This window comes from Gillisella vitis (assembly GCF_021559775.1).
Lineage (GTDB): Bacteria > Pseudomonadota > Alphaproteobacteria > Rhizobiales > Rhizobiaceae > Allorhizobium > Allorhizobium ampelinum.
This window is the reverse complement of the sequence record NZ_CP056047.1, coordinates 1,126,301-1,141,743: the sequence shown is the minus strand read 5'-3', so window position 1 is coordinate 1,141,743 and position 15,443 is coordinate 1,126,301. Positions and strand designations below refer to the sequence as shown.

16 protein-coding genes are annotated in these 15,443 nt (G+C 56.7%); 10 read left to right on the top strand and 6 right to left on the bottom strand.

Features of this window, described 5'->3' with window-relative positions; genetic code table 11:
- Positions 1 to 31: 31 nt before the first annotated feature.
- The 6 genes from AVCG78_RS05320 to AVCG78_RS05295 all read left to right on the top strand — a co-directional run bounded on the left by AVCG78_RS05320 (position 32) and on the right by AVCG78_RS05295 (position 3,921).
- Positions 32 to 592, top strand: a complete 561-nt coding sequence (locus AVCG78_RS05320; RefSeq protein WP_015915789.1) for an RBBP9/YdeN family alpha/beta hydrolase — start codon at positions 32 to 34, stop codon at positions 590 to 592.
- Between the two features lie 295 nt (positions 593 to 887).
- Positions 888 to 1,652, top strand: a complete 765-nt coding sequence (gene purC / locus AVCG78_RS05315) for a phosphoribosylaminoimidazolesuccinocarboxamide synthase (protein WP_015915788.1) — start codon at positions 888 to 890, stop codon at positions 1,650 to 1,652.
- A gap of 16 nt (positions 1,653 to 1,668) precedes the next feature.
- Complete coding sequence (gene purS, locus AVCG78_RS05310; RefSeq protein ID WP_015915787.1) at positions 1,669 to 1,911, top strand: phosphoribosylformylglycinamidine synthase subunit PurS; 243 nt, start codon at positions 1,669 to 1,671, stop codon at positions 1,909 to 1,911.
- A gap of 196 nt (positions 1,912 to 2,107) precedes the next feature.
- Entirely contained in the window at positions 2,108 to 2,782 is a 675-nt protein-coding gene (gene purQ, locus AVCG78_RS05305; protein WP_071204454.1) for a phosphoribosylformylglycinamidine synthase subunit PurQ, read from the top strand.
- Between the two features lie 44 nt (positions 2,783 to 2,826).
- The gene (locus AVCG78_RS05300) at positions 2,827 to 3,213 is read left to right on the top strand and encodes a hypothetical protein (protein WP_234665074.1); all 387 of its coding nucleotides are present in this window, start codon (positions 2,827 to 2,829) and stop codon (positions 3,211 to 3,213) included.
- Positions 3,214 to 3,363: 150 nt separating this feature from the next.
- Positions 3,364 to 3,921, top strand: a complete 558-nt coding sequence (locus AVCG78_RS05295; protein ID WP_071204452.1) for an acyloxyacyl hydrolase — start codon at positions 3,364 to 3,366, stop codon at positions 3,919 to 3,921.
- Positions 3,922 to 3,946: 25 nt separating this feature from the next.
- Here AVCG78_RS05295 and AVCG78_RS05290 read toward each other — a convergent pair whose 3' ends face one another.
- The gene (locus tag AVCG78_RS05290) at positions 3,947 to 4,276 is read right to left on the bottom strand and encodes a DUF1127 domain-containing protein (RefSeq protein WP_081355502.1); all 330 of its coding nucleotides are present in this window, start codon (positions 4,274 to 4,276) and stop codon (positions 3,947 to 3,949) included.
- A gap of 96 nt (positions 4,277 to 4,372) precedes the next feature.
- Between AVCG78_RS05290 and AVCG78_RS05285 the strand changes: the two genes are divergently transcribed.
- The gene (locus AVCG78_RS05285; RefSeq protein WP_071585270.1) at positions 4,373 to 5,797 is read left to right on the top strand and encodes an aminotransferase-like domain-containing protein; all 1,425 of its coding nucleotides are present in this window, start codon (positions 4,373 to 4,375) and stop codon (positions 5,795 to 5,797) included.
- An 18-nt stretch (positions 5,798 to 5,815) separates the two neighbouring features.
- On the opposite strand, the gene AVCG78_RS05280 is transcribed toward AVCG78_RS05285, so the two are convergent.
- The 5 genes from AVCG78_RS05280 to AVCG78_RS05260 all read right to left on the bottom strand — a co-directional run bounded on the left by AVCG78_RS05280 (position 5,816) and on the right by AVCG78_RS05260 (position 10,897).
- Positions 5,816 to 6,430 carry an ABC-type transport auxiliary lipoprotein family protein gene (locus tag AVCG78_RS05280; RefSeq protein WP_409050105.1) on the bottom strand — a complete coding sequence of 205 codons (615 nt, stop codon included), beginning with the start codon at positions 6,428 to 6,430 and terminating at the stop codon, positions 5,816 to 5,818.
- A gap of 29 nt (positions 6,431 to 6,459) precedes the next feature.
- Positions 6,460 to 7,827: an MlaD family protein gene (locus AVCG78_RS05275; protein ID WP_015915781.1), complete on the bottom strand. Its 1,368-nt coding sequence runs from the start codon at positions 7,825 to 7,827 to the stop codon at positions 6,460 to 6,462.
- A gap of 6 nt (positions 7,828 to 7,833) precedes the next feature.
- Entirely contained in the window at positions 7,834 to 8,694 is an 861-nt protein-coding gene (locus AVCG78_RS05270; RefSeq protein WP_015915780.1) for an ABC transporter ATP-binding protein, read from the bottom strand.
- Positions 8,695 to 8,718: 24 nt separating this feature from the next.
- Positions 8,719 to 9,849: an ABC transporter permease gene (locus tag AVCG78_RS05265; protein WP_071204449.1), complete on the bottom strand. Its 1,131-nt coding sequence runs from the start codon at positions 9,847 to 9,849 to the stop codon at positions 8,719 to 8,721.
- A 187-nt stretch (positions 9,850 to 10,036) separates the two neighbouring features.
- Positions 10,037 to 10,897 (bottom strand): UDP-2,3-diacylglucosamine diphosphatase, encoded by an 861-nt coding sequence (locus tag AVCG78_RS05260; RefSeq protein ID WP_015915778.1) that lies wholly within the window; start codon positions 10,895 to 10,897, stop codon positions 10,037 to 10,039.
- Between the two features lie 181 nt (positions 10,898 to 11,078).
- Here AVCG78_RS05260 and AVCG78_RS05255 point away from each other — a divergent pair, with 181 nt between their 5' ends.
- From AVCG78_RS05255 to AVCG78_RS05245, 3 genes are all read left to right on the top strand, one after another.
- The gene (locus tag AVCG78_RS05255) at positions 11,079 to 13,385 is read left to right on the top strand and encodes an NADP-dependent malic enzyme (RefSeq protein WP_071204513.1); all 2,307 of its coding nucleotides are present in this window, start codon (positions 11,079 to 11,081) and stop codon (positions 13,383 to 13,385) included.
- A 331-nt stretch (positions 13,386 to 13,716) separates the two neighbouring features.
- Positions 13,717 to 14,457, top strand: a complete 741-nt coding sequence (locus AVCG78_RS05250) for a helix-turn-helix transcriptional regulator (protein ID WP_071204448.1) — start codon at positions 13,717 to 13,719, stop codon at positions 14,455 to 14,457.
- A 300-nt stretch (positions 14,458 to 14,757) separates the two neighbouring features.
- Complete coding sequence (locus AVCG78_RS05245) at positions 14,758 to 15,402, top strand: acyl-homoserine-lactone synthase (RefSeq protein WP_071204447.1); 645 nt, start codon at positions 14,758 to 14,760, stop codon at positions 15,400 to 15,402.
- Positions 15,403 to 15,443: the final 41 nt, after the last annotated feature.

Here is a 15,443-nt window from a genome sequence, read left to right as displayed (position 1 = left end):
CGCAAGGCGCTACGGATCGCAGATAAGCGGCATGAAGGCATCACAAGCAGAAATTTTGATCGTTCCCGGCTATACCAATTCCGGGCCGGACCATTGGCAAAGCCGTTGGGAGGGCAAATTGTCCACCGCGCGCCGCGTTGAGCAGGCCGAATGGGCAAAGCCTGTCCGGGAAGATTGGGTGAAGCGGCTGGTGGAAGAGGTCAACCGTGCCGAAAAACCTGTCGTGCTGGTGGGCCACTCGCTGGGTGTGCCAACGATCGTGCATGCCGTGCCGCATTTCCAACGCAAGGTGGCCGGTGCCTTTCTCGTGGCGCCGCCGGACGTGGCCAATTCGGCAATCCGGCCCCGCCACCTGATGACGTTCGGTCCCTATCCCCGTACGCCCCTGCCTTTTCCAACACTGATCGTCGCCAGCCGCAACGATCCGTTTGGCACCTATGACCATGCCGAGGATATTGCAAAGGCTTGGGGAGGCCTTGTCGTCGATGCAGGCGAGGCAGGCCATCTCAATGCCGAGTCCGGTCATGGTCCCTGGCCGGAAGGCACCATGGTGTTTGCTCAGTTTCTCAGCAAGCTTTCCGCCGAGGACTGACTTATCCATGGCTTTCTACGGCCATGGATTTCGTGGTTCGGCACCGCTGTGCTAAAGATAATATCCTGGGCTGCTGTGACGGATCGCGATTCTCCCTGGCCGATAATATCTGCATTGGGGATTGTTCGGGAGGAAGCAGGCAGCCTGTAGGAACGCACCCGAACAAGGGCGCGACCAGAAAAACAAGGAAGGGGCAAGAGCCGGATTGTGAAAAGCCGCGTTTTCCTTTATGGACCGCCTCAACCAGTGACACAGAGCGTCCCTTGTGCGACGCCAACAATAGAGACAAACCGTCATGAACCGTCGCCGCCGTATTTACGAAGGCAAGGCCAAGATCCTGTACGAGGGTCCTGAGCCGGGCACGCTGATCCAGTTTTTCAAGGATGATGCAACAGCCTTCAACAAGAAAAAGCATGATGTTATCGACGGCAAAGGCGTGTTGAACAATCGCATCTGCGAATATGTCTACACGCATCTGAACAAGATCGGCATTCCCACCCACTTCATCCGTCGCCTCAACATGCGTGAGCAGCTGATCAAGGAAGTGGAAATCATCCCGCTGGAAATCGTTGTGCGCAATGTCGCCGCCGGTTCCCTGTCCAAGCGTCTCGGCATCGAGGAAGGCGTGGTTCTGCCGCGCTCCATCATCGAATTCTATTATAAATCCGATGCGCTGGAAGATCCGATCGTCTCGGAAGAGCATATCACCGCGTTTGGCTGGGCCAATCCGGCTGAGCTGGACGATATCATGGCGCTGGCCATCCGCGTCAATGACTTCCTTTCCGGGCTTTTCCTCGGTATCGGCATTCAGCTGGTCGATTTCAAGATCGAATGCGGCCGCCTCTACGAAGGCGACATGATGCGCATCGTGTTGGCCGACGAGATTTCGCCCGACAGCTGCCGCCTTTGGGACGTCGAAACCCACGAGAAACTGGACAAGGACCGCTTCCGCCACGATATGGGCGGGCTGCTGGAAGCCTATCAGGAAGTGGCGCGCCGTCTCGGCATCATCAATGAAAACGAACCCGTTCGCGGCACCGGCCCGGTTCTGGTCAAGTAGTTCTGGAGACACACTCGTGATTAAGGCTCGCGTCACCGTTACGTTGAAAAACGGCGTTCTGGACCCGCAAGGCAAGGCTATCGAAGGAGCGCTCGGCGCGCTTGGCTTCGGTGGCGTCAACCATGTCCGTCAGGGCAAGGTTTTCGACCTGTCGCTCGATACCGCCGACAAGGCTGCAGCAGAAGCGGAATTGAAAGCCATGTGCGAAAAGCTGCTGGCCAATACCGTGATCGAAAATTACGCGATCTCGATCGATTGAACGGACTGTTCCCGGTGACGGGGACGGCAAAGCCGCAATGCGTTTAATAAGACGCATGACGCTTTAGGATTTACCTTGGGAAGAACGCAAGCCGATCTTTCCAAGGCAAATGACATCACAAGAGATCCAGAGGTCGTCTGGTTGAAACATCAACCTAGAAGTGTATGGAATCGACAGTCAAGTGGGAGCCGACGCCATGAAATCCGCCGTTGTTCAACTGCCCGGCCTGAACCGTGACCGCGATATGATCGCGGCTCTGACCAAGATTTCCGGCACCCCACCCGTCACCATCTGGCAGACGGAAACCGAAATTCCGGATGTCGACCTCATCGTCATTCCCGGCGGCTTTTCCTATGGCGACTACCTGCGTTGCGGCGCCATTGCCGCGCGCATGCCCGTCATGCAGGCCATCAAGGCCAAGGCCGATCAGGGCGTCAAGGTTCTCGGTGTCTGCAACGGTTTCCAAATCCTGCTGGAAGCCGGCATGCTGCCAGGCGCGCTGATGCGCAATGCGTCGTTGAAATTTGTCTGCCGCGAAGTGAAGTTGGAAGTCGTCAATGACGATACAGATTTCTCCCGCGCTTATGCTGCAGGCCAGATCATCCGCTGCCCGGTCGCCCATCACGACGGCAATTATTTTGCTGACCCCGACACACTGCAATCCATCGAAGGCAATGGCCAGGTGGTGTTTCGCTACGCCGAAGGCACCAATCCAAATGGCTCTCTCAACAATATTGCTGGCGTGATCAACGCCAAGGGCAATGTGCTGGGCATGATGCCGCATCCGGAAAACCTGATCGAAGCCGCCCATGGCGGCAATGACGGTCGGGGCCTGTTTGCGTCCGCTCTCGACGTCGTCGCCGCAGCCTGAGACCGGTTGTTGATTTGAATTTAAAACCGGACTCGGATTCACCCATGCGCAAGCCACTTATTATGATCGCCCTTGCGGGTCTCGCCATGCTGGGTGCTTGCAAGCCGACGCCGCCTGCCGCCGTAAAACCGCAAAGCGCCCTTGACGTGATGGAGCGGGTTATGGTCAGCGCCTCATCCTGCTGGTTCAAGTCCGGAGATCCGGCCTTCAAATCCTATCGCATGGATGCCGAACTGACCTCCTATTCAGGCCAGCCGCGCATTCTTCTGGTGCGCAAGGGCAGTGGCGACATCCGTCCCCTGCTGGTGGTCATGGCGCAAGGCACGCCCGCCAGGCTTCAGGCCTTCGGACCCGTCATGAACGAGCCTCTGTCAGGCCGTATTTCCGCCGACGTCAAGCGCTGGGCAAACGGATCCTCCGCCTGCCATTAACGTTTCGATCAAACACTGAAACGCGCTACATCGCCTTGCCCGCTGCGATAAATGTCCAGCGTGGCGATTTTGACACTGCGTTTGCTTGGAAAAATTGGCAAATTAAACCTCGGCGAATCATCGGGATTCGAACGAGGAATTTGAATAATAATGATTGCGCTGTCTTCGATAAGAGCACCGGCCTTGGTCGGCCTTTTACTGTTTACGATCACCACCCAAACAGCATTTGCGGGCGACACTGTTTTTGATGAATTGCGTTTCGGGGCCGTCACCTCGATCCAGGGCCATGAACATGGCGGGGCCGGTGAAGTCACCATGTTGTTCGACCCATTCTCCCGCGATTCCGCCTCCGGTTTCCTTGACAGCCTCGCACGGCCAAGGGTTCATGTCGGCGGAGAAATCGGTGGCGACAGCCTCAACAATCAGATCTATGCCGGCTTCAGTTGGACGACCGACATCTTCTCCTCCAAAGCCTTTATCGAAGCAGGATTTGGCGGCGTGATCCATGATGGCGCCATTGATGAGCAACACCGCAACGGCCCTGATCTTGGCTGCCGCGTGCTGTTTCGGGAATATGCAGCGCTCGGCTACCGCATCAACAAGACCTGGAGCATCATGGGGCAGATCGAGCACGCTTCAAACGCCGATCTCTGCGATCCGAATGATGGGATGACCCGGGCGGGCGTGATGGTCGGTTATAAATTCTGACGATCATGCTAAATGATCGGCTGGACTACAGCATGGGGAACTTGATCGGCGCATGATGATGCGGCGGCAAAAGTTCAGCTGTCCAGTGAAGATAAATAGACTTACGCATTTCCAAGCGGGCTTCGTCACGCGATATGCCGATATCGCGTAACAGACACGCATCCAGATCCGTAAGGTCCTTTCGGGTCCGGCGCGTAACCTGCCACCGCTTCAGCCGTCCCCTCACCGTCCCGATATTTTTCAAGAGCCGCCATACAGGACCACGCAAAACACTGTCGTGATGATTGCTTGACTGGGCATTGCCAGCAACATCCGTGTCCCGCAAGATAATTGTATCTATTGTCACCATCACCATTATCCTGAAATCTCGTAATCTTCGATTGCGTCACTTGTTATCCGTGCATTTATAGATACAATCGTACTATTGAAGGTGACAATAAGGATAATTGTCATGGTAACACATTGGCTCCCCGACCTTTCGACAGCAGAGGGTCCGCTTTATATCAGGATTGCGGATCGGGCAGAGGCGGATATCAAGACCGGGAGGTTATCGTCCGGCGCAAAGCTGCCGCCGCAGCGGGATCTTGCCTTTGATTTGAAGGTAACAATCGGGACAATTACCCGAGCCTATGCGCTGTTGCGGGAACGTGGGCTGGTGACTGGTGAAGTCGGGCGCGGCACTTACGTCCAGTCAAGCCTGGCCGAGAGCGAAACCGATATTCATCGCGATCCGGTTACCCTCACCTATGGCGGCACGCGAACGCTGTCGCCGCCGCCGGGCAAGCTGCGTTTTGACACCACTGCTGCCATCGATGTCGGCCAGGCGGATATTATCGGCCGTTTGATGACAGACATTGCCCGCGATCAACCGGACGAGATCGCCAGCTACACCCGGACCCTGCTACCCGACTGGCTGGAAGCGGGCCGCCGCTGGCTATCGAATGGCGACTGGAGCCCAGAGGCTGCCAATATCGTTCCACAGATGGGTGTACATGCCGGAGTGAATGCGGTGATCGCCGCGATCAGCGGCACCGGTGACCGGATCGTTTGCGAACACCTGACCTATTCACAGATTGCCCGTAGCGCCTCGCTGATGGGTCGCCAGATTGCGTTGGTGGATTCAGACCATGACGGCATCATGCCGGAGGACTTTGAACGGGTCTGCGCACGCGAGCACCCAAAGGCAGCCTTCATCATGTCATCGGGCCAAAATCCGACGCTATCCTGCCTGCCCCTGTCACGGCGGCTGGAGATCGTCGACATCGCCCGCCGTTATAATGTCTGGCTGATCGAGGATTACATTTATGGAGCGCTGGTCGACGATGGCATTCCCTTGCTGGCCCAACTGGCGCCAGACAGGACATTTCTGCTCAACAGCCTGTCTAAATCCGTGGCGGCCGGGGTGCGCGGCGGCTGGGTCGCCTGCCCTGACCATATGAGCCAGCGCGTCCGCGTCACCCAGAAAATGGTCTGCGGTGGCCTGCCCTTCCTGCTGGCGGAATTATCGGCGCGCCTGGTGTTGTCGGGGGCTGCCGACGATATTCGCGGGCGGGTGCTGGAAGAGCTTTCGGCTCGGGAACAGATTGTCCGGCAGTTGTTCGAAGGTTACGAATTCCGCTCGCATCCACGCCTGCCGTATTTCTGGCTGAAACTGCCGGAGCCATGGCTGTCTGGCACATTCAAGCAGGCCGCGCTGGACCAGGGCGTGTTGATCGACGATGAGGACGAGTTCAAACCGGCCCGTTCATCGCGGGTCTTCCACCATATCCGCGCCGGTTTCAGCGAAGGACGGGATCGAAGCATCGCCGAAGGTGGCCTGATCACACTCAGACGGATTCTCGACCAGATCCCGGTCGGCAGCAACGCCGTCATGTGACGGCGTTGCCTCCAAGGATCAGATTGTCGTCAGCGTCCAGTTGACGATATCGCCGCTAACCTTGGCGAAAGCCTGCGACAGAGCGTTGACGAGCGCCTGATTATCGCCGCCACGAGCGGGAACGCTGGCGGAAAACACCTTCTGGGAAATCACACTGCCATTGCGGTCATTGAGCAGCTTGACGGAAATCTCGACATTGGCACGGCGAATACCGCCGGCCTCGACTTCGAAGGTCCTGATATCGGACAGCAATTGATAATCGATTGCCAGGCCCTGCCCCGGCTTGCCGACGCCGCCGAGCTTACCGGTATTTTCGAAAGCCTCGACCAGTTTTGACTGCACCATGCGCGGCAGCTTGTCGCTCCATTGCGACTTGGCCAAATATTGCATTTCCGTGCCGGACACCCGCACCACGATCATGTCGCTGTCGAGCACTTTCAGCGCGGTTGGATCGGCAACCAGAACCTGCCGTTTCTGGGCCGATTGTGTCGTGGTGGCGGCACGGATACTGGCCAGATCGTATGTGTCGTTCGGAGATGTACCGCAGCCCGCCAGCATGACACCGAGAATGGACAGGGCACAAGCGGCGCGCAAAGCCGCCATCGGACGCAGAACCGCTAAAGAATACCCCATCATCTGTCCCTTTTTCACGGAAAAACCTGTCACCGTCTTGTCCGCCCATCATATTGCTTGACGTTGTCGCCACCGAAGATCAGCCGTTGTGGATCGCGGTCAAAATTGCTGATCGTGTCATCCAGGTTCTTCACGGTGCTGCGCGTATCGTTGACCAGCGTCTGAATGTCCTTCAGGCCCGAAGACGAGAATTTCGACAGGTTGTCGGCAATCGGGCCGATCTTCTGGTTGAGATTGTCAGCCACGGCGCGAATGGACTGGAGCGTGCGCTTGGCCTCAGCCGAAAGCGAATTGGTATCGTCGGAGCCCAGCAGCGCGTCGACCTTGGCCAGAATGCCATCGACCCTGGTCGAGGCATTGTTCAACCGGTTGGAAAGCTGGGTAAAGTCGCTGATGGCCTGGTCGATATCCGGTTTACGATCCTTGAAGGTCTCGGTCACCGATTGGACATTGGCAGCAGCACTGCGGGCATCGGTTACGGCCACGGAAACATCATCCACGACGCGCGAGACCTTCTGCGTATCGATCGCGGCAATCAGCGCGTTGACCTGTCCTAGCGTTCCCTCAGCCTTCACGCCAAAATCGTTGAAGGTCTTGGCGGTCGCCGAAAAATTGTCGACGGCGACACCGACTTTGTCGGAGGCATCGGCAATCTTGCCGGTAAAGGTTTCGGCATTGGTCAGGATCTGGTTGACCTTGTTGCGGTCCACTGCCTTCAGCAGATCTTCGGCCGCCGCAAGCGTTGAATCAAGCCGTCCGGACAGACCGGTGATCGTATCGGAAAGCGCGCTCACGCTCTTCAGGAAAGTGTCGATACCATCGGCATTGTCGGCCAGAGCCTTGGAAAAAGTTTCAGCGTTGCGCATCGTATTGGTCAACGGCCCGCGCGCATCGGCGACGAAACCCTGAACATTGGCGATGGCGTCATCGGCGCGCTTCATGATCTTGTCGGCTGTCGCCAGAAGATTGGTCAGGCTTGACTGATCGGCCACCAGGACTGCCGTCTTGCCGGTCTCCTGGGCTTTCTTCAGCAAATCGTCGCCACCAACGCCACCCGACATTTCGACATAGGCCGCACCGGTCAGGCCCTGAACCTCAAGCGCCGCCTTGGTATTGGAGCGAATGGGCGCATCCTGCTGCACCTGCGTCTCAGCGATGGAAAAGGCCGGATCATCACGGTCGATGCTCAAGGAAACGACCGAGCCGATCTGGATGCCGTTGAAACGCACCGGCGAGCCGACGCTCAGACCATTGGCGGAGCCAGGGATGCGGATGGTCAGTGGTGACATTGGACCACCACGGCCATATTCGGCCATCCAGTAGACAAAACCAAATGCCGCAAGGATCACAAGAAGCGTGAACAAGCCGACGATGGTGTAATTTGCTTTGGTTTCCATAGGATCTCAATCAATCGTGCCGGCAATCGCGCGGGTGCCGCGCATTTCCTGATGTTTGGGAATGGAGCGCGCCCGTTTGCCCCGGAAATAGGATTTGACCCAGTCATCGTCGCAGGCGAGCATATCCGTTAACGGTCCTTCAACCAAGACTCGTTTCTGTCCGAGCACAGCGATGCGATCGCAGACCGAAAACAGGCTGTCGAGGTCATGGGTCACCATATAGACGGTCAGCCCCAGCGTATCGCGCAGACGGGCAATCAAATCATCGAACTCGGCAGCGCCAATTGGGTCGAGGCCGGAGGTCGGTTCATCGAGAAACACCAGGTCCGGGTCAAGCGCCAGCGCACGCGCCAAAGCCGCCCGCTTGATCATGCCGCCGGACAATTCCGAGGGGTATTTGTCCCCGGCATCCGCAGAAAGGCCAACCATCTGGATTTTCAGATAGGCCAGTTCATCCATCAGCACTTGCGGAAGCTTCAGATATTCCCGCATCGGCAATTGGATGTTTTCCTTGACCGTCAGGGCGGAAAACAAGGCGCCATGCTGGAACAGCACGCCAAGGCGCGTATCGAGATTGGAACGCTCGGCAGCGCTGACCGCATCGTAGTCTGCGCCCAGAATATGGATCTGACCGGCCTGGCGGGGCAAAAGCCTCAACACCGTGCGCATCAGCACCGATTTGCCCGCACCCGAAGCCCCGACAAAACCAAGAATTTCGCCGCGATAGACATCGAGATCGAGATTGTCCAGCACCAGTTTTTCACCGAAACCGACAGTCAGACCACGCACGGACAGCACCGCTTCGCGCCCTTCCTTGAGCGGCGGCACTTCCTGTGTCGGGTGATTGTCTCTGTCTTGATTGTTCAGGTCTTGCTGTTCCACGGCGGCCCCTTAAAAATTGATCGCTGCGTAGAATACGGCAAACAGCCCATCCATGAGGATGACGACGAATATCGATTTGACCACCGAAGCCGTGACGTGCTGGCCGAGAGACTCGGCGCTGCCACCAACCTTCATGCCCTCCACCGCCGCGACGATGCCGATCACCACAGCCATGAAGGGCGCCTTGATCAGGCCGGCAGCGAAGGTGGCGTAATCCACGGCGTCATGCAGACGGGTCACGAAGACCTGAAAGGTAATGCCGGAATAGGCAAAAGACACGACCGCAGCACCGTAAAGTGCCGCAAAATTGGCGATAACCGTCAGAAGCGGCAGTGCAATGACCAGAGCGACGATACGCGGCAACACCAGAACGCCGATTGGGTTGAGGCCGATAACCTTCAACGCATCCACTTCCTCGCGCATCTTCATCGAGCCGATTTCAGCGGTGATGGCGCTGCCCGAACGGCCGGCGATCATGATGGCGGTCAAGAGAACGCCGATCTCGCGCAATTGTAGAATGCCGACCAGATCGACCACAAAGACTTCCGCGCCGAAATAGCGAAGCTGGAAAGCGCCCTGCTGGGCAATGATCGCCCCGATCAGGAAGGACATCAGCAGGATGATCGGCACCGCTCGCAGACCCATATGGTCCAGCTGATTAACGATGGAAGCGATGGACGCCCGCCCGCCGCGTCTTTCCTTGGACTGCGTGCCACGCACCGCCGAGCCGAGCACATAGCTCATGGCCAAGACGTCTTCGAACAGGCTGACGCTCATCTTGCCAACCGGCTCTAACACCCGCTGGAAGAAGGGACGGTGATCCACGACCTTTTCTGGCAAGGGCGGCTGTTCGGGCAGCGCGGAAATCAGCTCCCGCATCGCGTCGCTGCCACCGACAATCTGCACATCGCCGTGCTTGGCGGCGGCCAGTTCGATGCGGCGGATAATCCATGCGCCCGATGTATCGAGACTTGAAATGCCGGTAATGTCGATCTCGACATGGCCGTTCAGCGTTTCGCGCATTTCCAGCAGTTTTGGAATCACGGTATCAACCGTGGTATTGCGCCACGAACCACTCAGGCGAAGCCGCTGCCCGGCCTCCCCTTCCAGCTGTTCGGCATCGACCGTGGCATTGTCCATCTGACCGGAACTCAAAACGTATACACTTTCAAAGCCATCACTCAGAGAGTGGGCAAGCCGCCATCGGCTTGATGCTGACGACTATATATCGTTCCCGCGCGACAATTCCACTGATCTTTGCGGGAAAAGTGTCGATCAACCTATGGGCAACACTTCGGTCCACAGGCTTTTGTCACCTATAACCATTTTAGGCGTTGCAGCGTGCCGCCTGCGTTTCTGTTCCAGCGGGGTTTTCCACCGGAAAAATGCGAATCGGCTCCGGCGGACCCAGCAGGCGCGGTTGATCAGCGGCATTATAGCGCGTACCCCATTCGATCAATTCAAAATGACCGTCATGATGTTCGGCGACCGCAGTGCAGCTTTCCACCCAATCGCCGGTATTGATGTAATGGATACCGCCGACATCCTCCATGACAGCATGATGGATATGGCCACAGATCACACCATGCACGTCGTTGCGGCGCGCTTCGTCGGCAACGACTTTCTGGAATTCTCCGATAAAATTGACCGCATGCTTGACCTGTAGCTTGGCCCAGGCAGAAAATGACCAATAGGGCATGCCCATCCGGCGGCGGACAGCCGCCAGAACCACGTTGATGGCAATCGCCATGTCATAAGCCCAGTCACCCATATAGGCGAGCAGGCGCGCATTGCGCACCACCACATCGAACTGGTCGCCATGCAGAACCAGATAGCGCTTGTTATCCGCCGTCTCGTGAATCATCTGGTCCAGCACTTCGATTCCCCCAAAATGGGTTCCGGGAAAACCCCGGAGGAATTCGTCGTGATTTCCGGGGATATAGACAATTCTTGTCCCCTTGCGCGCCTTGCGCAGCAATTTCTGCACCACATCATTACAGCCCTGAGGCCAATACCAGCTGCGTTTCAACCGCCAGCCGTCGACGATATCGCCAACCAGAACGATGGTGTCGGCATCGTAAACACGCAGGAAATCCAGCAAAAAATCAGTTTTTGCGGCCTTAGAGCCGAGATGCACATCCGAAATGAAGAGGGTTCTCACATGTCGCGTTTCGGTTTCGTCGCTCACGGGAATGGTCCTTTACGATCAGCTTTGGCATGCTCTCAAAATCAGACTCGTGTTTCAGGATGATGACACGGGCAACACACCGATGGGCTGCAATTGCCATGCCCCCCAGAAATATGTTCTGGTCCGTGGAACGATTTGTTGTAAGAGATGGGAAGAGATGAACGATGAAGCGGCAAGAAGCATGACCGACGACAAAACCAAGACGAATTCGCCCGCCTCTGGCGATCTGGACGAACAGGCTCTGTTCTACCATTTGCATCCCCGCCCCGGCAAATTAGAGATCCAGGCAACCAAGCCGCTGGGCAACCAGCGCGATCTGGCGCTCGCCTATTCTCCGGGTGTTGCGGCTCCCTGCCTTGCGATTCGCGATAATCCACAAGCCGCTGACGATTACACGGCCCGCGCCAATCTGGTCGCGGTGATTTCCAACGGCACCGCCGTCCTCGGCCTTGGCAATATCGGCCCTCTGGCCTCAAAGCCGGTCATGGAAGGCAAAGCCGTCCTGTTCAAAAAATTCGCCGGTATCGATGTGTTTGACATCGAGGTCGACGCCATGACTGTCGATGCCATGGTTTCCACCGTCGCATCGCTGGAGCCGACCTTCGGTGGCATCAACCTTGAAGATATCAAGGCGCCGGAATGCTTCGAGATTGAGCAGCAATTGCGTGACCGGATGAATATTCCGGTGTTTCACGATGACCAGCATGGCACCGCGATCATCGTCGCCGCAGCCATTCTGAACGGCCTTGAACTGGCCGGTAAATCCATCGGCGACGTCAAGATCGTCGCGTCAGGCGCAGGCGCTGCGGCTTTGGCCTGCCTCAACCTTCTGGTTGCACTTGGCGCGAAACGTGAAAACATCTGGGTTCATGACATTGAGGGCCTGGTCTACAAGGGCCGTAACGAGTTGATGGACCCCTGGAAAGAGGTCTATGCCCAGGAAAGCGACAAGCGGGTGCTTGCCGAAAGCATCGGCGGTGCAGATGTATTCCTCGGCCTGTCCGCCGCGGGAGTCCTGAAGCCGGAACTGCTGGAACAGATGGCGCCAAGCCCGCTGATCATGGCTCTGGCCAATCCAAAGCCCGAAATTATGCCGGAACTGGCGCGCACCGCCCGTCCCGACGCGATGATCTGCACCGGCCGCTCGGACTATCCCAACCAGGTCAATAACGTTCTCTGCTTCCCTTATATCTTCCGGGGCGCTCTGGATTGCGGCGCGACCACGATCAACGAAGAGATGAAGATGGCCGCTGTCAAAGCCATCGCAGCACTCGCCCGCGAAGAAGTCTCAGAGGTGGCAGCCAGGGCCTATACCGGCGATTCACCGACTTTCGGACCTGAATATCTGATCCCCTCGCCTTTCGATCCACGCCTCATCCTGCGCATTGCGCCCGCCGTGGCAAAAGCCGCCGAAGAGAGTGGCGTCGCCCGCAGGCCGATTGCCGATTACGACAGCTATCTCGATACTCTGAGCCGTTTCGTGTTCCGCTCCGGCTTCATCATGAAGCCGATCTTTGCCAATGCAAAAGCGGCTGTGAAAAAGCGGGTGATCTTTGCCGAAGGCGAGGATGAACGGGTGTTGCGCGCTGCCCAGGTGCTGCTGGAAGACGGAATTGGTGAACCGATCCTGATCGGTCGTCCGCAGATTATCGAAACGCGCCTGAAACGCTTTGGCCTGCGCATCCGGCCCGGCATCGATTTTGCCATCGTCAATCCGGAAGACGATCCACGCTACCGAGACTATGTGGACGATTATGTAGCGCTGGTTGGACGGTCCGGTATCAATCCCGAAGCCGCAAGAACCATCGTGCGTACCAATACGACCGTGATCGGCGCGCTATCGTTGAAGCGCGGCGAAGCCGATGCGCTGATCTGTGGCGTTGAAGGCCGGTTTGACAGGCATGTTCACGATGTCGGTCAAATTCTCGGCAAAAAGCCGAATGTCCGGGACTTTTCCGGCCTCAGCCTGCTGATTTCCCAGCGTGGTGCAGTTTTCATGACCGATACATTCGTGACCGAAAATCCAACGGCGGAAGAAGTGGCGGAAATGACCATTCTGGCCGCCCAGGCCATTCGCCAGTTCGGCATCACGCCGAAAGCCGCACTTCTGTCTCATTCCAATTTCGGCTCGCGCAATTGCGAAAGCGCCCGCAAGATGCGCGCAGCGCTTGAGATCCTGCGCAAGGAAGCGCCTGAGTTGGAAGTCGATGGTGAAATGCAGGGCGGTTCGGCCCTGTCGGAGACTTTGCGTCGACGCGCCATTCCCAACAGCACGCTGTCGGGCGATGCAAACCTGCTGGTGTTCCCCAACCTGGATTCCGCCAATATTTCACTGGGTCTCGTTCGCACGTTTACCGATGCTTTGCACGTCGGCCCAATCCTTCTGGGAGCCGCCCAGCCAGCGCATGTTCTGTCCACGTCCGTCACCTCACGTGGCGTTGTCAATATGGCTGCTCTTGCCGTGGTGGAAGCCAACCAGCAGGTCTGACCTCCACTTTGGGTCTTTCGTATTCTGTAATCACCCAGGTTCATTCCGAACCTGGGTGATTTTTTTTGCCTGCTTACGTTTCCTTTCAGGAAGACCGGGGCCCATTTTTCCTGGCAAACGTCATGCCGAGCCGGGCGAAGATGGTATTCTCGGACACCATCTGTTTATCATCCTCTTATGCTCTTTTTCCTTGGGAAACGGAGTTGGCGGTGTTCGAACCGGACACAGTTGTCTTCGCAAGACATAAAATCGCAGACCTGAAACCTTATTCAACACGTGGACATTTGCCCTCAAAGGTAGAAAATAAACCCTTAAAAATTGCGGGGCTTTCATGTTTGACGATGACATTTATTTTAATTTGCTCGATTGGCTGGAGACCGCCACCAGCGCGAAATGGACCGATTTCCTGAACCGCCTGCAAATCAGCTACAACCTGTCCGGCTGTCTTTACATGGACGCTTCCATCACCTCGGCTGGCGCTCTGGTATATCGATACGGGCATACATTCGATAAGCAGGCAAAAGACCCTATCCTCATGCTCGATGCGCCTGTTTTGCGTAACGTCTTGTCACAACTCAGCCGGGCCATGGAACCGGTGGATATGCATGACCTCGCGCAATTGAGCGAAGAGGGCCTTCTGTTGCGCAGCAAGCTGCGCGATCTGCCCTTGCCGAGGCAAGCCGTCAGTTATCCGCTGCTTTCGGTCGATGGACGCGGCGCAATTCTCGCTATTGCAAGCAATGCATGTGAGGAGGAGTGGCGACGCTTTCGCCGCTGCCATGACCGCGACATCCATCTTCTGGCGGGAAAATTCCACGCAGGCCTAGTGAAACGCTGCGATGGTACCCACCTCGGAGGGGTGCCCACCCTCACCCGACGGGAACAGGAAACCCTGCGGTGGACGGCTGCGGGCAAAAGCTATTGGGAAACCGCCGTGATCCTTGGAATCTCGGAACGGACCGTGCGGTATTTTATGGCCAATGCCCGCACCAAACTCGACGCCGTCTCCAACACTCAAGCGGTGGCAAAGGCCCTGCAACGCGGCCTGATCCCACCGGAAGCACCATTATAACAGGCCACCGCCCTCCATATCTTATGTTAGCCAGACCTCTCGGCAGCTGAGTGATCCGAACTATCATGGATAGGTGGCGGCCCATATTGCCTATGCAAAAATTTCATGCCGCATGTCTGTTTTAGATATTTTCAATGCCTTCAAGACGGGGAGTGGTCCACATCTTCGATGCCTTGGTATGAGATGGTGAATCGGAGCAGTTTAACGGTCAATTCTTGTCAGTTAAACTGTCGCTACCGTCAGTTTTATTGAGATTTTTTTACACTCATATTGTGTCACCTTCCAATTAAGGAGACACGCATGCTCAAAATTCTGAACAGCCGACATAAGCAGACGCAACAGGCGGCATTGGCAGACATGTTTCGCCTGCGAAAAAAAGTATTTCATGATCTTTTGAAATGGGATGTCGTTGTACAGGGCGATTTCGAGATGGATCACTATGATGATGCCAATCCGATTTACGTTTTATCTTATGACGACTGTACAGGCCGGTTGCGGGGCTCGCTCCGCCTGCTGCCGACGCTTGGCCCGAATATGCTGGATGATACCTTTCCCATTCTATTGGACGGAAAGCCAGCCATTCGTGACATTGCCATGTGGGAATCGAGCCGGTTCTGCATCGACCCGGAAATTTCCCTGGACCGATCTTCCAACCAGGTCAGCATTGCCGCAGCCGAGCTGATGTGTGGTGTTGGTGAACTGGGCCTTGCATCGGGGCTTACGCATATCGTCACCGTGACAGATGTGTTTTTGGAGCGGATGTTTCGCCGCATGGGCTGCCCCGGTGAACGAATTGGCGCGCCGCATAAGATCGGCTCGGTTCATGCCGTGGCAATTGCCTGGGAGATCGATACCGGCATGCTCGATGCCATGAAAAACATTGCTGCCATCACAGGACGCCTGCTCGACACACCCATGTCGCTGGAACAGGCACGCGCCGCCTGACGTGGCGTCTCATATACGAAGAGCCGCCGACAATGGCTGTT